Genomic DNA, 18,952 nt, shown 5'->3' on the forward strand with positions numbered 1-18,952 from the left:
ATCAACCAACGCACGGCAACTGTCGATTGCGGCACCGAATCATGGCGCCTGCCGTTTGCAGCGCTTCGCCACGTGTTGGATGTCTAAAGCCTAGCGGCCGGTCGTGACAAGAGGGTGCGCGTCGGACTATTACGGCAAGTGGTGGGGCTGCGCAAGAGAACCGGGCGACCATGTTGGGCGAGGTGTCGCGAGGACTGAAAGCGCTTGCGAAAGAGCTTCAATGCCCTGTCATCGCGCTCTCACAACTCAACCGTGCAGTGGAGAGCCGCCCTGACAAGCGCCCGATGATGTCTGACCTGCGAGAGTCGGGGGCCATCGAGCAGGATGCCGACGTCATCATGTTCATTTACCGCGACGACTACTACAACAAGGAATCGAGCGAGCCCGGGGTTGCAGAGATCATTCTTGCAAAGCAACGCAACGGTCCTGTCGGAACGGTCAAGCTAGGATTCCTCAAACCTCAGACCAAGTTTGTGAATTTGCAGACGATCTGAGTGCCCTTTGAGCCGCCTTCCTTGTGAGGGCGTCTTTCTGTAGACTAATGCGAAATCCACCGGCTGAGGTTAATCAGCTCGTTCGCTGCACGTCACGCAGCGCCTTGCACATGGTTTGGCTTCTGAAAAACCATGGGTACCGCTTGCGGTATTTGAAGTTTCATCAACCCCCTGGGGCTCGTCACGCCCCTCAGGGGTCACGTGCGGGCTCCGTTTTTATTGGAGATCCCATGTCTATCATCCTGATCAAATACCTTGTGCAGTTGGCAAGGCAGGTCATACGAAGGTACTATCTGTTCATGGATAAGATCATTCGCCAAGGCGACAAAGAGGTTCGTGTGTTCCGCACGCCAGATGGTGTGACCGGTATCGTGGATACTTCTGTGCCCATGAGCGCGCTCGACGGCCTGGCTGCCAAGCTCGAAGAACGTCTGGCAGCCCGCGCTCGTACCGCGAAGATCGCACTCACGCCTTTCGGTGGTGCGAAGCCTATCGCAGGCTCCAGTAGCTAAGGTCCTGCGATGGCCGCCACGAACTTTGTTCGTGGGTCGGTTCTCAGATGTTCGTTTCCCTACGTCGATCGCCCTAGCAGGCCGGGTCCTCACCCGCATTACTGCTTGTTCGTGGATTCATTCGAGATCCGCGACAGGATTTACTACGCAGTCTGCTACGGCACGTCCCGTCTCGATGAGCCTCTCCTCGAGAACCACAACGGGGCTATTTTCAGCGTCGACAGCTCCCTCATTAAAGGCTCGCCCATGTCCATGCGTGTGACGCACTTCGTGTGCTCGCATGTGGCGGTCATTCCTGATCGATGGGTGTACCGAAACTTCCAAGCTCGCCTTGATTTCATCCGCCCGGAAGGACGGAAGGGAGATCGTCTGCGCGAGCGCATGTACGACCAGTTCGTGCTGCTGGAGCCGTTGATGGAGTACGAGGCGCTGATCGCCGTGAACTACGTTCGGAAAACGGGCCGACCAGGCTTGCCTGGCGAGACCACCCTGCGGTAAGTCCAACCGCATCCTTAAAACCCAAGGTCGTTGCGACCGGAGCCTCTGGCCCGTCGCACGGCCTTTTTTCATTTCTGAGGCCAATATGCAAGATACCGTTGAACAAGGCCAGCCCATGGCCACACTGAACCCAGAAGCGTGGCATGCCACGCACGTCCCTGAGGAGCGTCGACTTGCCATGCTCCCCAAGCTGTTTGGTGAGCGTCTCATGATCAGAGGAGAGCACGCCGTCTACAACTTCATGAGCGCGATGTGTAGCGCCTACGGCGGCGGCTTCTGGGACTACTACGAGCTGGCTAATGGGGCCGTTTACATGGTGCCAACAGGTGCCGAGAACTTTGAACTGAAGTGGCACGGCAACGGGTACGAGGGGCGCGTCAGCGCTCATGCAGCCGGAATCATCGTGACGCTATGTGCATTGAGCGAGATGAGCTTCCACGATCGAACGGATACCTGCGCGGAGAACTATCACAAGTTGCGTGAGGTACTCGTCGTACACCCGGAAGGCTCCCAAATTTACCTGGCCACCGATTAAAGCTAGGCGTTCTCGGGCAGAGGCCCGGGCCGCTATCTCGCACTGTGGCCCATCGTGGCTGCGTCAACTTCAGGCGTCCTCACTGGCCAATGCCAGAGGGGGCGCCTCTTTCATGAGGAACTCAACATGACCAACCGTCGAGACGTTCGCGTGGGTGATTCAACCAGGTCGACATCGATACCCGAGCAAGCCGAGGTTCCGGCGCATCTGCAAGATGTCGTCAACGACATGGAGTTGCAGAGGCAGCAAGGCACGCTGTCGGATGACGATTTTCAGCGGCGGCTTAGCCGAATTTTGGAGCGCGACCGGCGCGCCGCCAATCGTCAAGGAGCGCAGCCATGATGCTTCACTATCTGGTCCGATCTGTGGGGCTGAATCGCGGTGCTCCACGGATTTTCCTCGACGGTCCGCTGCTGCGCGCCACAGGGTTCCGACCCGGCTCAAGATTCGATCTTCAGCTCGACGTGCAGCGTTGCTGCATCGAGCTCGTGCTGGCTTCTGGCGGTGAGCGCAAGACCAGTTCTCGCAAGAGAGCGGACGCCGAGGAATCGGTCATAGACATCAATGGCAGAGAGGTGCTGCGCTCGTTCCCGGCCGGCATGGCCGTGCGGATCGAGCTCTATGCGGATCGTGTGCTGATCAGCCCGCTTGCCAGCGAGTTGGCCAGGATCGCCCGCCTGCGGCGCTTGCTGACGTGTGAGGCCCAGGGCTGGATTAGCTCTGCCAGCCTTGCTCATGGGATCGGTGTCATGGCCAAAGCGGCTCACCTTGGCTTTGCTCGGAAAGGTATGGCGCTCAGGCTTGTGGCCGCCGTCGAGCTCGACGCGCGCTGGATTGACCAAGCGTGCGAAAGGAATGACGCCTGGTCACAGGAAACGATGGGCATTGCGGCCCCCTTGCAGGAGGTTGTGCAGGATGGGGCATTGCTTAGGCGTATCGGCTTGGTCGACCTGGTCGAAGCTGGCTTGCCATGTTCCGGTGCAAGCCGGGCCGGAAAGGCAAAGCGTCGACTTGGGTGCATGGAAGATCATCCCGAGGTGGGGCACCTGGTGGCGCCTGCAATTGGGGTGGTACAAAGCTGCCAGCCGATTGCATTCATGCTGGAGAACGTCACGAGCTACGCCAACGAAGCGAGCGCTGCCATCCTGAGGTTAATGTTGAGAGACATGGCTTACGACGTCCACGAAGTCGTGCTCGAGGCCACGGCCTTTGGCGCGATGGAAGGACGGACAAGGTGGTTCTTGGTCGCAGTTACATGCGGCATCGAGTTGGATGTGCAACATGCCTTGGAGCTTCATCTGCAGCGGTTCCGTCCGCCGGCGCGCTACGTGGGGGAGCTGTTGGATCCTGTGCCGCTGGACGACCCGAGCTGGCGATCATTCGCCTACATCGGTGAGAAGGCTGATCGTGATGCCCTGGTTGGGAATGGCTTCAGCCCTCAGGTCGTTGAAGCTCACTCCATAGAGGTTCCTACGCTTCGGAAAGGCTACCAGAAGGCGGGATCGACAGATCCGCTCCTGCAGCACCCATCCAAACCAGAACTGCGACGCCAATTCACTGTGGCAGAGCATGCGAGGTTCAAGGGTGTGCCAGAGCACCTGGTTGATGGGCTTTCGTTCACGGCGGGCCATCAGGCGCTGGGACAGTCCATTGCGGTTGAGCCAGTAGCCTGGCTCTTCGAGGTTCTCGCCGGTGCGCTGAAAGACTGGGCCAAGGACGCTCGTTCAAATGCGCGTCATGCGTTTGATCTCAGACCAGGGGTCAACCGATCACCAGCAAGGGCTGTGACGGGATGACTTGAAACGAAAAGGCCGGACACTGTCCGGCCTTTTTCCATTTAGTCTTGCGCAGCGCCATGTTCGTTAGCCGCGTCGAGTCCCGTCGCACCGCAGGGCTGGCAATCAACGCGACCAGCGAGGCCTGGCCAGCCGCCAGTACCACCGCATCAAGAAAGGCCGGAGGCCGTCAAGAGGGTACGCCCCATATGCACAGCCAAGCCGAGCGGTAGGCCCATCAGCCATACGCATGCGTAGACGGGCACCATGGTGTCAATGCTCCCCTGATCCCGCTTGCTCACAAACGCCCAATAGCCCAAGAAAACTGGTAGCAAGAGGGAGGTCAGGGCCCGGATGGTATCTCCGTGAAAGGCGTTGATGACCCCCATGGCGGCCGTCGCGGCGCAGGCCGAGCCGATCAACGTCAGAACCATGCCCATGAGCATCACTTCTTTGCGTGCCTTGGCAACCGTGTTCATCGTCTGCTCCTTGAGAATTGATGTGAGCAGCATTTTGCGGCAGTTCTAGATCCGCGGGCACCCTCCGGTATAGAATTTAATCGTACTAAATTGTTTTCCATGAATTAGGCCGTATGACGCACAAAGACCTGCCCGCCAAGGAGCCTGCCGCGCGAAAGTCTGCGGCGCGGAAAGCCGTGGCCAACGAGGCGGAGAAGCCGAGCGGCGGGGAAACTCGCGGACGACGACGAAAAGGCGGGGCGGCATTTGCAAAGCGCACGTCCGTTACCCTTGTGCAGGAGACCTACGACTTCCTGGTCAAGGAAGGCGATGGCGTTGCCAGCGAAGGTATTGAGCGAGTTGTTGCTGCGGTTCAAGCCTCAAGGCAACGAAGGCGAGCTTAGGCCGCAGCGAGCACGCGAAACGAGCGTGATTCGCATGCCGGCCGATGAGGTTGAAAAGGCGTTGCCGAGTGGCACAGGCAGGATGACACGACTGCCTGAACAGAACGGCGAGAGGATCGAGATGGCTGTGATCGTCAAGAAAGCTGAGAAAGTTGCTGCGGTGGTGAGTAGCCTTCCCGTTGGGTTCAGCTTCGAGGCCTTCCTCGAAGCATTTCAAGCCGCGTACCCAAAGGAATGGGCAAACGTCGTGCGTGAGTACCAGAAGCACGAGCGCAAGACAAAGCCGGGCAAGGCTCATCCAATGCCTGAGCCGGTCCAGTACATGCGCAATGCACTTAATGTCCATCTGCGTGGATGACCACGGCGCAACGCGCAGCCTAAGCCGCCTGACCTGCGCAGCCACCTGACCCAAGGAAATGGAACATGAGTTGGAATCAGACACTGACAGACGTTAGAGATGCTTATCGCAACGCAAAGAATCCCAACGCAGCGATCACGCAAGCGAACTACTTGGCCATGCTTGGCGCCTTCTCGGAGCTGGTCCCGTTAGCAACCATCAGCGATGCATATGACACCGACTTCCGGCGAAATCTTCCTGGGGGCGGGTTGTCTGGGTTTGACGTTGTCCCATTGGCCAAGCGCATTTCGGATGCCCAAATGTTCGCTATTGCCAACCCTGTGTATCCGGTGACCGGTGAAGGCATTGCTGAGAACCTGTTGGCCTTACTGCACCTGCTCCCGGCGGGGTCCGAGAATGCAACCTTGACTCGGCTTCGGGGGACGTTCCAAAGCATCCTCGCGGGTAACCTATAAGCGCCCTCGCTCTCATTGAGATCGGAGCGTTGTATGAAGAAAAAGGGCCAACCTTGCGGTTGGCCCTTTTGTTATGCGGCCAGTAGCTGGCGCGCAAGTTCTACCTCGATGCTGTCACCTCCCTCATTGAGGACGTCTAGCCCCGTTTCGGGCATCTCGCCCGACGTGGACTGAGAAACGGCGATCTTGGTGGCCATGAGCTGCAGGCAGCTGATCTGTGCTGTGCCCAGGAATCCAAGAAAGTACACCTCCACATCACAGCGTTGGCCGATGCGCCATGAGCGCCTGGCGGCCTGCTGCAGTGTGTAGACGTTGTAGCCGGATTGAAGGAACACGATGGTTGGGAACTCCATCAGATCCAGGCCGGTTTTCACGAGTTCGGGGTTGGTGATGATCACCTCGACGCCCTGGTCAACCTTCTCAAGAATCCAGTCTTCGCGCTCTGCCGCATCGACGGCAGCGCGAAGAACGGCGACTTTGAAGCCCTGGAGCTCCAAGATGCTTCTCAGGCGAGAAGTGGTATCTCGGACACCTGTGTAGGTGGTGTAGACCAGCACCCTGCGTCCACGTGCCTTGGCCTCCTTGCAGAGGCTGACCAGCCGCTCCTCCTTGGGGCTGAGCTCATGCTCATCAACAAAGATCTGCGGTGCGCTGGCCAGCAGCGCCCTGGTGCGAGGGTGGTAGACCAGCTCTGACCGGAACGCGCAGTCTGGCCAGGCCAGCAACACATTTAGAACCACGCCCATCAGCGTTTTGTCACCGCAACGCATGGCCTGGGCAAGCTCCTCTTGCAGACGCCCCGCCAGATGAGCGTAAGCGGCAGCCTGGTCGTCCGTCATGGCGATGGGAACCATCTCCTCTTTGTAGGGAGGCAGGATGTTTCCACCGATGTCCTTGAGCCGCAGGAATGCGGTCAGCGGAAGGACGTAGCGCATGATGCCGACCGGACTGAATCCGGGCGCCTTGGCCACCCGGTGGGTGGTCTTGGTCTTGCCCTTCGCAGTCCTGTGGGCGCGCTGCCCATCGACGCCGGAGGACTCCTTGTAGATGTCCTTGAGCACGCCGTGTTCTCGCATGTAGGCCATGCTGGCCGAGGTGAGCGATCCGTCTCGGGCGGTGAACCCGTCATCGATCATCAGTTGAGGGTTCAAGCGCCAGAGCAAATAGAAGAGGTCATCGGCGTAGCCGCCCATCAGCGTGCCGGTCAGCAAGATCGCCTTGCGGCACTGACTGGCGATCACGCCAAAGGCTTGCCCCTGGGCGGAACCTTCGTTCTTGAACTCGTGCCCTTCGTCGGCGATGACCGTCTCGAAGAACCCTTTTGGAAGGTAGCGCTTGATGAACTCGCTGGGTTGATAGCCGCCGGTGCCGAAGCTGAACTCCTTGTTGGCCATGGCGCGTTCCATCCGTCTGGCTTGCCGGTCTGTGAAGACCAGGTCACCGTCCTCGTCCATCAAGTTGATGAACTCGTGGACGTTGTCCTCGAGCATGCTGCCGATGCGATCGGAGCCGAAGATCTTGAGTAGCTTGGCCGCTGTCTTGTCGCCGATCGTGGGGATCTGCTTCAAGGCTTCGGTCATCACTTCCTCCTTGGACCTGGTCGGGCCATTGCGATAGAGGGTCCACAAGGCCTCTCCGCAGGCCTTGCAGGCCGTTTGGTGGACGTTGAGTACCTCCATCGCTTCCACCGGGCTCAGAGGCCTTGGCAGGCCCTCTGGGTCGTCGCCGTGGATAGGTTGGCCGCATCGAGGGCAGGCTGCAACCCGCTGTGCGGAGAAATCGCCTGCCTCGGTGCGCTCGCACACGGTGCGGAGGGTGAAGCTGGGCTTCCAATTGAAGCCCATGCGCATGCGGACACGCCCCATGATGAAGAATGTTGGAGCGGTCGGCCGCTCCTGCATGGCGCGCAGCAACAGCAGCTTGCGGAGCGTGTCGGGCCCGTTCAGGATCCAAACCGCAGCTCCCGGAACCGTCTGCTTGATTTCTCGGCGCCACTTGTAGACGAGGTGGGGCGGGCAAACCACCAGGTTGCGGTTGAGGCCTGCTGTGCTTAGCACGGCCGCCAATGCGATGGCCATGATCGTCTTGCCCGTGCCCATCTCTCCATTGATGATGCAGGCGCGTTCTCCGACGTCGACGAGCAACCTGGCGCAGGCCTGCACGACGTGCTGCTGCTCGACGAACGGAGTTCGCAGCAGCTGCTCCATCACGAGAGCGCGATCGGGGTGAGGGTCCTTGTTGTAGACCGGGGCGTTCTGGGCTTGCACGGCCTGCAGCAGGCCGGTGCCGAACGAGGCGATGAAGTCCGGCAGGCTCAGGGTGAGCTCCGGCTGGGTGTCGGTGATTTCTGCCTGAATGGCTTCTGTTTCCATGGTGACTCCAAGAAAGTGGGGCCACCGTCCCCAGGGGCGTGGCCCCATGGGGTGAAATTGAAAAGGATCAGGTTTTCTTGATCCAGGCGCTCATGCTCGGATCGCGTTCTGGGTAATAGCGTCTGGCGACGATCTTCTTGCCGCCCTTGAGCGACAAGACTCGGCGCCAGTATTTGCCACAGGCCAATGCACGCTGTTCATTGACGGCACGCACGTAGACTGGGCTGCCGCAAGCCTTGCCCTTCTTGTCGACAGGGTAGACCTCCCATTGCAGCTGAGGTGGTGGTTCCCACCAAGGTTGATCTGCCATCGGCCATCCTCCTCAGGTCAAGAATCGGGCCGTTTCAGCGGCTGCGGTAGGCGCGAACAACTTCCCATTGCGAATCGATTCGCTGATCAGCGTCTCGAAAGAGGAGGGGAGCTGGATCAGCGAGAGCTCAATGGGTCCGATGCTTGGCGTTCGGGACAGGCATCGATGGCCTGCTTCTTCGTCAACCAGCGTTTCGCGGAGGGTGGTGAGAACAAAGTCCTTCCATTCATCCAGCAGCGGAATTGGCGATAAGTGCTTGACCAAGGACCACGTCGCACCCTCGCGCATTTGTGGGGTGTGACCTGCGTCGAAGGTCAACCAGCCTCGACCGTTGACTCGGTCTGGCGTTGTGAGCTCTGGGTCGAAGATCCAGCCGTGAACGAGGGGACCAAAAAGGCATTGCTTTGGCAACCTGCAGGTGATCTTCTGCAAACGCCGAGGGTCTCCTACCAGTGCTTCGAACTTGCTTGGTCGGCCGGGGAATGTCGTGGTCACCTTGGTGACGCTGTCTGCGTGCTGGCTCAGTTGCATGCGGCTGAGCAACTGCTGCACAGAGCCATCGCGGCCGTAGATGCTGAGGAAGACCAGCTGGCCATTCAAGTCACGCCCTATGGCGTCGATCATGATGTCGCCTTGCTGGTCACATGTGGTTACGTCCATATGTTGTTGCTCCAGGTAGAGGCGCCCACCGGAAGGAGGTGGGCGCTGGGTTGCTCAGCGGTTGCCGAGATTTCCAAACTGGGTCAGGCTCATCACCGAAGAGGCGAAGACTGGTCCAGAAGAGATGTGGGTGACGTAGAAGCCGACATCACCATCAGGAAACACACATGCGTGCAGGCCGGTGAAGTCGTTTTCCGCAGCCCGTGTCATTTGCCTGATGACTGCGTAGTCCTCTCCCTCTTCGGGGGAAGAAACGAACTCGAAGGTCGTGAGATGCCACTCATGGATCTCATGTCCGCCAGACAGCTTCAGGCAGGCCCAAAGCGTGAACAGGCGTCGAATCTGATCTGGGGTGATCACTGCGCGCAGCAGCTCGGGGACGAACAGCCCCTCCGACTGGTGCCTCATGGGCGACACAAAGGTCTGGTCGACCAGGTCGCGAAAGCCATACGGGAGCATCGCAGCGAGCAGTTGCTCGGCCGTGGCGGCCGGATGGCCTTTCCTTTCGGCCTTCTCATGGGTTTGGGGATCTGACGATGGCATTGCCTATCCTTTTGTGAAGTGGAAGAACGCCATGGGCAGACCCAATGCGGGTGTTGCCACCCGGCGGGTTGGAATGAGGTGTGACTGCAGGCAACGCTCTGCGGTCGTTCTGCGCCTGGCTGGCCAGGCGTGGTCGTTAGCGGATCGTCAGGATGGATCCGAAAAGCGGCGTGTGCGGGGTCAGGTCGATGGCCTTGATGACCGGGACGAACCTGTCGATCGCGACGGTGGTTTGCAGGACCGAACCGTCAGGGCGATGGTCGAACTCGCGCGAAATCTCTTTGCGCTTGAACGTGGCGCCTTTGACCAGCAGGATGCGGCTGTCGCATGAGACCAGGCCGGAGATCTGCCCAGCCGCAAGGGCCAGGGCAAGGTGCCATTGAGACAGGGGGCACAGAGGGCGCCGGTGCGCCTGGATCTGGCCGGACCGGAAGATCTGCCTGTAGCGTGGCCACAGCGTCGAGTTCGCCATGCGGCCGGCAATTTCTTGCCCGAGCTGCCTGGGATCGAGTCTCACCAAGGTGAAGGAGAACTCAAGCTCGGGGATCTCGGGCACCAGGTAGACGCCCGTGTCGTCGAGCTCAATGGCCTCTTGTTGGCCAGCCGCGAAGCCCACCATCTGGCGAACCAGTTCTGCGGGAGGATGAGCAGGGCGTCGTTTGACACCGATGATCACGGCTTGTCTGAATGCCTGCTCAGGTGCCTTTCGAACCGATAGCCGGTCAAAGTTGCGTGCGATCAGGGTCGACAGCTCTTCATCGAGCACATAGAACGGCACGACGAGGATCAGAATGCCTCCCACCTGCAGCGTCTGAAACCACTGCCGGCAAAAGAGCTTCTCATGACGATCACTGTTACCTCGTTGGAACGCCTCGGCGGTGTTCATGGTGTCGCCGTAGGGTGGGTTGAGGAACAGGAGATTGAACGAACCACGGGGCGCGAGCACGTCGGCCATGTCCGCATGAACCACCGTAGCGCCGAACGGCGAGAGAACATGCTGCGCTTGATCGGAGCGATCTTGATCGATCTCGATGCAACAGGCCTCTACCTTCGTGCCGTTCCGGCTCAGGTGGTCGATCAGGTGGAGCATCGCAGCGCCTTCGCCGCAGCATGGATCGCAGCTCCGGATGGCGCCGGCGTCGGTGTCAATTCGGGAGCAGATCGTGGATAGCGTTGCAAGGTCCGTGGGGTAGTAGCCTTGCTTGATGTGGTTGTGAGCCACACGAGGAAATATCAGTGCCATGGCGGTCCTGGGAAGGATGCGGGCACTTCCCGCGGGAAGGTGCCCGCAGGGTAGAAGGAATGGCCGACTTACGTCGGCCATAGGTCAGTGCATCTTCATCCGGTCAAACTGCTCCGGCGTGAAGTGAAGCTGAAGGACTGAGCCTTCGAGTGTCGTGTTGACGGTGCCTCGGAGGACGTCTTCGGCGAGGTCGACGGGCAGGACCAGGATCTTGGCCATCCGGTCGATCAGATCGTTCAGCTTTGCCTTCAGCTCGATCGTGGCGTCGCTGATGGCGATGGCTTCGACGAGCTTCTGAAACTGAACGGTGGCAGTCATGAGGGTCATCATGGCGTTCTGATATTCAGAGCCCAGATCAACGACGTGAGTGTGCTGTCCCATGGTGTTCATATGGTGGTTGATTATCTGAAAGAGGGAAGGCCCTGACGCGTATGCGTCAGGGGCCAAGGAAAGGCTCAGGAGCCCAGTTTGCTGAGGACCAGCAAGGCGACCGCAGCGAAGCCTGGGCCTGCCACGTTCGGGTTCTGCTTCATCGCGGCAACGCCACGACCAAGCCAGTACGCGAGGGAGCGCTGCCGTGCTGCTTGCAGTTGCCGAGCCTCTTGCCGACGCTGTTCAGCTTGTCGTTGAACGACCAACTGATCGGCGGCTTGCGCTTTCTCTTCAGCAGCTTTCTCGGCATTGCTCTGGGCTTGTGCGAATTCGATCTGACCGCGTTTGATCACGATCTGAGCTTTCACATACAAGCCGGTGAGCGAAGCCTTGAGTTCCGCATCGGAGTCGAGGAAGTCGACGACCGTCGCAGCTGCGGCGTATTCACCGCGCTCGATCAGCTGCTCGAACTCAACCCAGTGGGCGTTGTTCGAGCGCAGCTGCAGCGGGGTCATCTCGGTGGCTGGTGACGGAGCGTCACCAGGCACGTGGATTTCCTCGACAGACAGCAAGGTGGGGAAGACCAGTTCGGCGGCATCGGCCTGGTGGTCGTTGGCGCTGTGGCCACCTTGTGCCAGTGCATCCTTGACGGGTTGCAGCTGGTCAGCGATGGAACCTTGAGCCTTGGGGTGACGACGAGTAGACATGTGGATCTCCAAAAGAAAAGGGGACCCACTACCCGCCATGGGGATTGGATCCCCATAGGGTTGCAATGAAACTCCAAGACCGAGGTCTTTGCTGCTTCTCAGGAGCCGAGCAGCTAGGGCGATGCGTAACGTGCATCGGTCGGGACGATTAGTCGTCCAGGCTGTGGAACTCCTGTTGTTGTAGCAGCGTGCGGCGTTCAGCTCAAGGGGTACTTGTGGCGTTTCGCCTGTTCCTGTCAACCAGGTTCTTCAAGCAACCAACTTGGCAGATGCTTGAAGAACCCGGCGTGCAAATGACGCCAGGTCCGGGCTTGGAGGTGTTGTCTGCATAACTGACGTAGTCCATCCCATAGACTCGCTTGCAGCGTGCTCGATTTGCAGACCAGAGCACTACCCATTCACCCATTGACTGCCCGCAGGCTAGACGGCACCACGTTCGAGGCCATGGTCACCCTTGCAAAGATACCCCGCCTTGAGCGTGAGCTCTCAGTGGGCTATTGCCAGGCGGTGTTGGCCGACTCGCAATAGCCCGCTGAAACGGGCTGGTGGATCATCAGAGCGTTACTTCTGAGGTGGCTGCCAGTGCTGATTGGCAAGGTCCAAGGTGTAGCGAAGGTCCTCGCGCAAGAAATGAATCTGCTGCCTCAGCAGCTGGCGATCGACCGTCGAGTCCAGTTTGACGGGTTCTGTGCCGGCAGAAATGAGCTCGGCAGTTTCGGCGCCGAACAGGTCAATGAGCTGCTCCAGTCGATCGTCCTTCCGTCCAGCTTGCTGGCGGCGGTTGCGTGGGCCTGAAGCGCCTGCAGCTCGAGCGTTGGCCGGGCGCTTGGAGGCTACTTCGGTGCGCGCCGGCGGCGGGGTTTCATCTTCCAGCGGATCTCGCTCAGGGAACGTGGCGCCATCGCTGCTGGTGGGCTCTTCAGCCTCTTTGAGCCGATAGTCGAGGACGCGGGCCTGGATCTCGATGAACACCCTGGTGCGCCAGTTTCTGGACGTGGGCTCAAGCCTCGATATCCAAAAGTCGCCTTCGTAAGTTCCGGCGTCGAGCTGCTCGACCCACTTGTCGATGACTTTGAAGTCAGCAAGCGGGGTGACCAGTTCTCCGACCGTGAAGGTCCGGTAGGTCCCGGCGTGCTTCTTGACCGTTAGCGTTCCTGGCAGGCAAATGGAAAAATCAGCCGTCGATGATGGCTTCTTCATGCGTGGACTCCATGAGATGCGCGGAGCCACACTGGCCGCGGCGGACAGCAGGATCCGCGGCGGGTGAGAAGGGTGAACAAGGCGCCGCGTGAGCGGCGCTTTGTCATGCTTCGAGGTGACCCTGATGGTTCAGATCAGGGCAGTAGGACCGCACAGGTACTGTCAAAGCCGGCGTAGTTTGAGAGGGCTATGCCAGCAAAGAGGGAGTTCTGATGCAATCGATGAAACTTCAGATCAGGCGAACCTGAACCATCGTCTTTCAGAAGCCGGACGATGTTTAGGGCGCTCGTTTTGATGGAACGAGCAAACCGGGCGGTGCTTTTGCCGATGAGCACCAACGGGAACAAACCTTTGACTTTCACCAACAGGCAGCGGGCCTGCTCGTGAAAATCAAGATGCAGCCATTGTAGCGACCTCCCGCTCGGCTTGAGTATCTGAATGCGCAATGAAGAGCGTTCTGATCAGTTGATGGCTTGCACTGGAAAACTCGACACCACCGAGGGAAACCTCGGTGGTGCTGAGAATCAGGTGGTTGAGTCGATGCAGCGACAGCCTTGGAACTCATCGCCGATCTCTGCCTTGAGCACCCATTCAACAAATCCGGCGTCGTGCTCATTGGCCAGCAGCATGTCGAACATGCTGCTGATCTGGCCATTGAACGCAAATGCGCGGGTGTCGTTGAGCGACTTCAGCTCTGCAAGCAAGTAGGTGGTGAAGAGATCTCGTGCGACGTCATGAACCTTGCCGGTGAAGTGCATTCCAGCCAAATCGCCATTCTGGATGCCGAGGCGATCCTGAATGACTTTGGCCCCGGCATCGAGGGCAGCATGCGTTGCTTGCTCGATCAGTGCATGTGCGTCGGAAGAGTCGGGATGCATAAGCTGGCGGTTGAGAAGTTGGCGGGCTACTTGGTCAATCCACGCGGTTGCATGGGGGCCGACCAAGCCAAGTGCGGTCTCAGATGAGCGGTGGCCAGCCTGATGATCCAAGCGGGTCATGATGGCCAAGCTCCTGCAGAGGTCGCTTCTGATGCCTTCGAAGCTGATCGGTTGGCTCATGCTACACCCCCCTTCTTGCGCCGAAGCGATTCAGGCACGTGTGCCGGATCGCGCAGACGCCAGATGGGGGAAACAACGTAACCTGAGAGGCACGTGCGACCGGTGTCTTCGAACAAACCGCTGGCGAGCATCGGTTCAACAAAGCACTCGTTCTCACTCCAGTTCTTGACGTTGAACTCGTCATCGCTGACGTTGCAGCCGTAGGACTTCAGATTGACCGAGAAGGTCGCCAGTGGGCCTGGAAAGTCGTCCTCGTCGTCGCCGGCACAACTGATCAGCTGGACGAAGATCGCGCCACCTTGGGGGTAGCGTCCGATGTTGATATCCGCCTTGCCATAGGGCGTGTCCACAGTTCCGATGGTTTTCATGATGAATGGGTCCTCAAAAGAAGAAAAACCCAAGGAGCCGAAGCTCGCTTGGGTTTCTATGGGGCCGAATAAGGCTTAGGCTGCGGCGCGGGCGGGACGACGCGAGGTCGGTGCGTTGCGCTGGGCCGGAGCAGGGCGACGAGCTTGTTGGCTCGTGCGCTGCTGTTGCTGTTGCTGAGGTTCGTCGCGTTGGCGGGAACCGGAGCTGCGAGCATCCTGTGGCGGCTGAGATTGCTGCTGGTCGGCTTCATCACCGAAGGGCTGTCCGTCGTGATGATCGTCGTGGCCAGAGTGGTCCTGGTCATTCTGGTCATCATCGAGGCCGGGCAGGTCAATGGCTTGGCCATCGATCTTGCAGGACGTGATCTTGAGCAAACGACCTTTGAGGCAGTACCGCGTCTTGGGACGCTGATTGCCTCGACCGTCGTCGGCTTGGATCACATAGGAGTCGGGCTTTGCATCGCCCATACGGAAGCAGACGATCACCTTGGCATCCTTGTTCGGGATGGCCTGGTCGATGATGTCGAGCGCGTCCAGGGCCTGCGTGCCCACAACCCGCAGATCGATTTCTCGATAAGCCACCTTGTTGGAGGGGCCGACGAGTGCATTGATCTTGCAGCAGGTGTACGGATCGCCGTCGTTCGGTTGAACTTCGCGAATCCGATTGAGGTAGCCAATGCCTGTGGTGATCAGGTCGAAGAAGGTCACTTCTTCATTGGCGCGGGAAGAGGAAGAGTTGGAAGTGCGGTTTGCCATGATGGATCTCCAAATAAAAAAGGGACCCATCACCCCTATTGGGATCAGAGTCCCAACAGGGTTGCAATAAAACTCCAAGACCGGGAGGTCTTCGCTGCTTCACAGGAGCCGAGCAGCTTGAGGGCCATGCGTAACGTGCATGCGTCGGGCCGAAGCCAAGGGAAAACGCCCCGAATCTACACCGCTATTGTTGCAGAGTCAATGCAGGGGGGGGCAAATTCACCGGCCGGCATCTATACTCCGCTTCGGAGCCGCTACCAAGCGTGCCTCCCCTGCTTTTCCTCCCTGAGCAGGTGCCTTGTCGTGATGACAGCGCCAAGGCTTACACCCGCTGGCTTGCCAGCGGGTTTCTTTTTTCGGGGGGATTGATGGGTGCAGGTAGTTGCGTCCATAATCCAAGAGCAAACCGAAGGCTCGCCGGTAGCGAGCCGAATATCACCGTGAGGTGATCAGCTGCTCGGCTCCTGCGAAGCAGCGCATGCGGGGCTACCCGCCTGTGGAGTTACCTACTGTCCAGGCCGCGTGAGCGATGTCTTGGGCGCTGCATGGCCACTGGCCACCTCCGTTCCCCCGTCTTGGCCACGCCAGGACATTCGTCATCGGCTGATGCCTGCCGATTCAATCCGAGGGCTTGCCCTCAAACCCGCATGGGGAATGCTCCCGTGCGGTGGCCTTCCCTTGTGCCTTCAACCTCAAGGAGAAAGCAATGTCTCAACATCACCTGACCATGTTGCACAACGGTGCGCCAATCCACATCCAGTTGGGATGGGATCGCCCTTTGCATGAGTTCTTCATGCATGTCGAAAAGCTGATCGCCCATGATGACGATGACGAGGTGTCCCCTTACCTCTATTCGACGTTCGAGGATCATGAGCTTCGTTCTGGATGCCTGAACCTCGAATACTTCCTCGACAAGCTCAAGAGTCTCGACATCACGCTTCCTGCGCAGATGATCGAGGACCTCGAGCTCGACAAGCAGAAGAACGTGGGCAACAAGCACGTCGCTTACCACACCGATTTGGAGCTTGGTGGTCACTTTGTTGGCCTGGCCTCACCTGGCTCTGGTGACCAAATGGTGATCCCTGTGGAGGCTCAACTGCTGCCACTGCGCATCACCTCACGGGATGCCAAGCACGAGCTGCGCGTCATTAACTCCGGAGAGGGGTGGACGACGGAAGCTGTGCGCGAGGTGTTGGGTCGCTCTGACCTGATCAAGGACCTTGAGGCGTCGTCAGAGTTCAAGGACTCGGGTGGCGCGCATGCGTTCCTCGGAAGCGTGTGGATTGCCCGCATGACTGCCTGACGAAGCCATTGTTGAAACCCCAAGGGGAGCGCATCCCCGCGGGGCGCTTCCCCATCACCGGAGAAGCAAAATGAGTTCGACCATCATCGTCCCAGGCAGTTCATTGCAGGTTGGGCCCGCATGCAAGCGCGGGCTGACGGCGGCAGAATTGCTCTGCCTCAACTCGCCTTGGGGCAAGCCCGACTATGGCGTGGAGCTGCTGCCTGGCGTCGTCCAGATCAGCACGCCGAGCCATGGCGGGTTTCATCTTTCCTCGACGCGGCTCGCCGCAATGCCAGCTCAGCTGCAGGCGGTTCCGACGTTCACTGGGAATCCCTGCTGGTTTGAGGAGGACTGCGACTGGGCCCTCGTCGCGATCGGCTTTCCTGGTCTTTTCAATGATGAGCACATCCATGCCGCAGTTGAGACGGTACGGCACACGTCGTATCACTCGCCTGCGTCGCTTTGGCTGAGCTTGCGGGAGGCCTCATTCATCATCGAGCGCGCAACGCGGGGTGCGGATGCGCTGCGCCAAGCGGGCAAAGCGGGATGAATGTGACGCGGCATTGATTGTTGTTCGCGGTGCGGTTACGCCGCTTCTGTTTCTGCCGACTTGTTCATAGCTTAGGTGTCTCGGAACACCCTACGTAGGCAGCACTGCTGTCGATTTTCACAACCCCTGATGGGCTCGCCAGCAGCCCATTGGGGGAGGTGGCCCATCCCACACATGGAGCCATCTATGAGCGTAGTTCCTTACGAAGAACCATCCACGTCCGTACTGGGCAGATGCCTTTCGCCCCAGGAGTTGATCTCCTTCAACAAGGGCATCTTGCTGGAGGTGCTGAGCGCGTCTTCCGTCGCCACCGCAACGGTGACCTACTCCGGGGCGGGCGACGAAGGGCAAGTCAACGAGGTTTGCACAGAGCCTTGCATTGACCTCTCGGTTCAAATTTCCATGCTGCACGAGCGCGCCGCCTACCAAGCTGAGCGCGGATGGATCAGGCACCAAGAGTTCAAGGCCATGTCCATCGAGGATGCTTTGACAGCCTTTGCCGAACACGTGATCGGGCAGAACCACAGCGGCTATGAGATCAATGACGGTGGCCACGGTGAGTTGGTGATGGATTGCCAGGGCGGTCGTGCGTGGCTGGACCATCACGATTGCTATGTCGAAACTGAACAGACGGTGACCGAGCTATGAGAGCCCAAGTCTCATTAGCCTGCCTGCCTGGTCGACCAGTTCTTGAGGCCATGCGGTTTGTGACTGATAACGGCCTAGTGGAGCCCGTGTTTGGGAGTCTCGGGACGGATCATGTTCAACTGGTCCCCCAGTCTCGCGGTTGCATCGATGACGAGCTCGTCGACGTGCTTCAGGAGGCCTTTCCAGCCGTTCAGTTTCGACTGCACGCCAACGTGCGCCTGACGGTGGGGCAAAGACTGGCAGACCTTTCCAACTATGAATCGCATGCCGATTACTTCATTGAGGCAGCGCGGGTCAGCCAAAGGTTGAGGGCGCCTGTCTACTCCGCCCACAGCGGCCGGCGCCGGAATGCGACTTTTTCCCAGTTGGTGGACAACACCTTGCGCTGCCAGGACCTCTTCGGTTGTCCTGTCGCCATTGAGGGGCAGTACCCAAGTGCCCGAGGGGAGGAGTTGCTGGTGTCTAGCTGGGCTGAGTACGGGCAACTGCTCGAAGCGAACGTCTTTTTCGCCATCGATCTCTCGCATCTGAGCATCTTGGCCTCGGCCTCGGGTGATCGAAGCATGGCGTTGGTGCAGGAGCTGGTGAGTTCGCCGCGCTGCATCGAGGTCCATGTCAGCGACAACGATGGTCGATGGGATCAACACAAGGTCTGCGACAGGCCGACCTGGTGGAGTTCGGTGCTCCCTTCCATCCACAAAAACTGTGTTGTCTTCTCCGAAGGCAACCACCGTTCCAACATAGAAAGGTGCGTATGAATTTCGAAGAACTGATTAGCCAGGCTGACTACACGCTTGGCCATGAGGACCAGCCCTTCCAGGTCAACCATGCTGGGGTGGCTTTGATCCGAGATCTTCTGCCGCTCGCCGAGCGTGCCAGGGCGGCAATGGACAGGGCCTATGCCGGCTGTTGCGTGCTGGGTGTTTTGCTCGAATTCCCATGGATTCGGGAGGTACGGTTGGTCGTGGCGGGTGACTTTGCCATTGACGATAACGGCCGTGGATACGCATACGCGGATGTGGAGGCGAAGGACCTTGTGCTTGACCCCGAGGCACTTGCCTTGTCGGCCGCAGGCGCCGATCAATCCGAGCAGGTACTGTTGGAGCAGATCGAGGATTGGCTCGATGACTTTTCCTGGGAGATCTACGAGGGATTCGGCGGCGACGAGCACGAGCTGGCGGATGTCGTCGTACTGCTTCAGCGTTCACTGTTGTCGGAACTGCCGGTCGAGCACGCTCGTAGCGGTGGCCGCCTGGCCGACTTGCTCGATGAAAGAGGCCTCATCAGCATCGGTGGGGATCCTGTGGCCAGCTGATCCGCACGAGGGTCTGCCGAGATACGGGTCAAAATCCTACATAAGCCATTGGAATCTAACCGCTGGCCGTTCTATG

25 protein-coding genes and 1 pseudogene are annotated in these 18,952 nt (G+C 59.2%); 13 read left to right on the top strand and 13 right to left on the bottom strand.

The genetic code is table 11. The annotated features are described in order from the left end of the window. Nucleotides 1-152 precede the first annotated feature (152 nt). The 6 genes and pseudogenes from ABG80_RS21380 to ABG80_RS09660 form a co-directional block, all read left to right on the top strand. Nucleotides 153-494, top strand: a pseudogene (locus ABG80_RS21380) (replicative DNA helicase); the annotation flags it as partial. Nucleotides 495-724: 230 nt separating this feature from the next. Then, nucleotides 725-1,006: a hypothetical protein gene (locus ABG80_RS09645; RefSeq protein WP_058087497.1), complete on the top strand. Its 282-nt coding sequence runs from the start codon at nucleotides 725-727 to the stop codon at nucleotides 1,004-1,006. 246 nt (nucleotides 1,007-1,252) lie between these two features. Next, nucleotides 1,253-1,504, top strand: coding sequence for a hypothetical protein (locus ABG80_RS09650; protein WP_235513811.1), 252 nt, complete (start codon nucleotides 1,253-1,255; stop codon nucleotides 1,502-1,504). Nucleotides 1,505-1,619: 115 nt separating this feature from the next. Further along, entirely contained in the window at nucleotides 1,620-2,039 is a 420-nt protein-coding gene (locus ABG80_RS09655) for an antirestriction protein (protein WP_058087499.1), read from the top strand. A 126-nt stretch (nucleotides 2,040-2,165) separates the two neighbouring features. Then, nucleotides 2,166-2,381 carry a hypothetical protein gene (locus ABG80_RS21925; RefSeq protein WP_133611354.1) on the top strand — a complete coding sequence of 72 codons (216 nt, stop codon included), beginning with the start codon at nucleotides 2,166-2,168 and terminating at the stop codon, nucleotides 2,379-2,381. Then, complete coding sequence (locus ABG80_RS09660) at nucleotides 2,378-3,835, top strand: DNA cytosine methyltransferase (protein ID WP_058087500.1); 1,458 nt, start codon at nucleotides 2,378-2,380, stop codon at nucleotides 3,833-3,835. The genes ABG80_RS21925 and ABG80_RS09660 overlap by 4 nt, the downstream gene beginning before the upstream one ends. Before the next feature lie 149 nt (nucleotides 3,836-3,984). On the opposite strand, the gene ABG80_RS09665 is transcribed toward ABG80_RS09660, so the two are convergent. Then, on the bottom strand, nucleotides 3,985-4,293 hold the full coding sequence (locus ABG80_RS09665; RefSeq protein WP_133611353.1) for a hypothetical protein: 309 nt from the start codon (nucleotides 4,291-4,293) through the stop codon (nucleotides 3,985-3,987). A gap of 309 nt (nucleotides 4,294-4,602) precedes the next feature. Between ABG80_RS09665 and ABG80_RS23240 the strand changes: the two genes are divergently transcribed. Both ABG80_RS23240 and ABG80_RS09675 read left to right on the top strand, forming a co-directional pair. Then, nucleotides 4,603-5,034 (top strand): hypothetical protein, encoded by a 432-nt coding sequence (locus tag ABG80_RS23240; RefSeq protein WP_200964296.1) that lies wholly within the window; start codon nucleotides 4,603-4,605, stop codon nucleotides 5,032-5,034. A 65-nt stretch (nucleotides 5,035-5,099) separates the two neighbouring features. Next, nucleotides 5,100-5,489, top strand: coding sequence for a hypothetical protein (locus ABG80_RS09675; RefSeq protein WP_133611352.1), 390 nt, complete (start codon nucleotides 5,100-5,102; stop codon nucleotides 5,487-5,489). Nucleotides 5,490-5,560: 71 nt separating this feature from the next. Here the strand turns inward: ABG80_RS09675 and ABG80_RS09680 are convergent, their stop codons facing one another. The 12 genes from ABG80_RS09680 to ABG80_RS09740 all read right to left on the bottom strand — a co-directional run bounded on the left by ABG80_RS09680 (nucleotide 5,561) and on the right by ABG80_RS09740 (nucleotide 15,078). After that, nucleotides 5,561-7,861 carry an SNF2-related protein gene (locus ABG80_RS09680; RefSeq protein ID WP_133611351.1) on the bottom strand — a complete coding sequence of 767 codons (2,301 nt, stop codon included), beginning with the start codon at nucleotides 7,859-7,861 and terminating at the stop codon, nucleotides 5,561-5,563. Between the two features lie 67 nt (nucleotides 7,862-7,928). Beyond that, nucleotides 7,929-8,171 (bottom strand): hypothetical protein, encoded by a 243-nt coding sequence (locus ABG80_RS09685; protein ID WP_058087504.1) that lies wholly within the window; start codon nucleotides 8,169-8,171, stop codon nucleotides 7,929-7,931. 12 nt (nucleotides 8,172-8,183) lie between these two features. Then, entirely contained in the window at nucleotides 8,184-8,795 is a 612-nt protein-coding gene (locus tag ABG80_RS09690) for a hypothetical protein (RefSeq protein WP_152987555.1), read from the bottom strand. A gap of 90 nt (nucleotides 8,796-8,885) precedes the next feature. Then, nucleotides 8,886-9,374 carry a hypothetical protein gene (locus tag ABG80_RS09695; protein WP_058087506.1) on the bottom strand — a complete coding sequence of 163 codons (489 nt, stop codon included), beginning with the start codon at nucleotides 9,372-9,374 and terminating at the stop codon, nucleotides 8,886-8,888. 136 nt (nucleotides 9,375-9,510) lie between these two features. Continuing rightward, the gene (locus ABG80_RS09700) at nucleotides 9,511-10,698 is read right to left on the bottom strand and encodes a DUF6094 domain-containing protein (RefSeq protein ID WP_321166052.1); all 1,188 of its coding nucleotides are present in this window, start codon (nucleotides 10,696-10,698) and stop codon (nucleotides 9,511-9,513) included. 3 nt (nucleotides 10,699-10,701) lie between these two features. Further along, nucleotides 10,702-10,998, bottom strand: coding sequence for a hypothetical protein (locus ABG80_RS09705; RefSeq protein WP_160322503.1), 297 nt, complete (start codon nucleotides 10,996-10,998; stop codon nucleotides 10,702-10,704). 74 nt (nucleotides 10,999-11,072) lie between these two features. Next, the gene (locus ABG80_RS09710) at nucleotides 11,073-11,696 is read right to left on the bottom strand and encodes a hypothetical protein (RefSeq protein ID WP_152987556.1); all 624 of its coding nucleotides are present in this window, start codon (nucleotides 11,694-11,696) and stop codon (nucleotides 11,073-11,075) included. Between the two features lie 561 nt (nucleotides 11,697-12,257). Then, complete coding sequence (locus ABG80_RS21385; protein ID WP_083505978.1) at nucleotides 12,258-12,896, bottom strand: DUF3275 family protein; 639 nt, start codon at nucleotides 12,894-12,896, stop codon at nucleotides 12,258-12,260. 134 nt (nucleotides 12,897-13,030) lie between these two features. Continuing rightward, the gene (locus ABG80_RS09720) at nucleotides 13,031-13,342 is read right to left on the bottom strand and encodes a hypothetical protein (RefSeq protein ID WP_058087511.1); all 312 of its coding nucleotides are present in this window, start codon (nucleotides 13,340-13,342) and stop codon (nucleotides 13,031-13,033) included. Between the two features lie 78 nt (nucleotides 13,343-13,420). Further along, complete coding sequence (locus tag ABG80_RS21930) at nucleotides 13,421-13,954, bottom strand: hypothetical protein (RefSeq protein WP_152987557.1); 534 nt, start codon at nucleotides 13,952-13,954, stop codon at nucleotides 13,421-13,423. Further along, a complete protein-coding gene (locus ABG80_RS09735; RefSeq protein ID WP_058087514.1) occupies nucleotides 13,951-14,322 on the bottom strand; it encodes a hypothetical protein in 372 nt (123 codons plus the stop codon). Before ABG80_RS09735 ends, ABG80_RS21930 begins: the two co-directional genes overlap by 4 nt. A 75-nt stretch (nucleotides 14,323-14,397) precedes the next feature. After that, nucleotides 14,398-15,078, bottom strand: a complete 681-nt coding sequence (locus tag ABG80_RS09740) for a DUF3577 domain-containing protein (RefSeq protein WP_058087515.1) — start codon at nucleotides 15,076-15,078, stop codon at nucleotides 14,398-14,400. A gap of 706 nt (nucleotides 15,079-15,784) precedes the next feature. On the opposite strand from ABG80_RS09740, the gene ABG80_RS09745 reads away from it, so the two are divergent. The 5 genes from ABG80_RS09745 to ABG80_RS09765 all read left to right on the top strand — a co-directional run bounded on the left by ABG80_RS09745 (nucleotide 15,785) and on the right by ABG80_RS09765 (nucleotide 18,876). Continuing rightward, on the top strand, nucleotides 15,785-16,381 hold the full coding sequence (locus tag ABG80_RS09745) for a hypothetical protein (RefSeq protein ID WP_058087516.1): 597 nt from the start codon (nucleotides 15,785-15,787) through the stop codon (nucleotides 16,379-16,381). 70 nt (nucleotides 16,382-16,451) lie between these two features. Continuing rightward, nucleotides 16,452-16,913 (top strand): DUF7007 domain-containing protein, encoded by a 462-nt coding sequence (locus ABG80_RS09750; RefSeq protein WP_058087517.1) that lies wholly within the window; start codon nucleotides 16,452-16,454, stop codon nucleotides 16,911-16,913. Between the two features lie 252 nt (nucleotides 16,914-17,165). Beyond that, on the top strand, nucleotides 17,166-17,561 hold the full coding sequence (locus ABG80_RS09755; RefSeq protein ID WP_058087518.1) for a DUF6878 family protein: 396 nt from the start codon (nucleotides 17,166-17,168) through the stop codon (nucleotides 17,559-17,561). Between the two features lie 50 nt (nucleotides 17,562-17,611). Then, on the top strand, nucleotides 17,612-18,319 hold the full coding sequence (locus ABG80_RS09760) for a hypothetical protein (RefSeq protein ID WP_058087519.1): 708 nt from the start codon (nucleotides 17,612-17,614) through the stop codon (nucleotides 18,317-18,319). Then, nucleotides 18,316-18,876, top strand: a complete 561-nt coding sequence (locus tag ABG80_RS09765) for a hypothetical protein (RefSeq protein ID WP_058087520.1) — start codon at nucleotides 18,316-18,318, stop codon at nucleotides 18,874-18,876. Before ABG80_RS09760 ends, ABG80_RS09765 begins: the two co-directional genes overlap by 4 nt. The last annotated feature ends 76 nt before the right edge of the window (nucleotides 18,877-18,952 follow it).

The organism is Aquabacterium parvum (assembly GCF_001447195.1).
Classification (GTDB): Bacteria; Pseudomonadota; Gammaproteobacteria; order Burkholderiales; family Burkholderiaceae_C; genus Aquabacterium; species Aquabacterium parvum.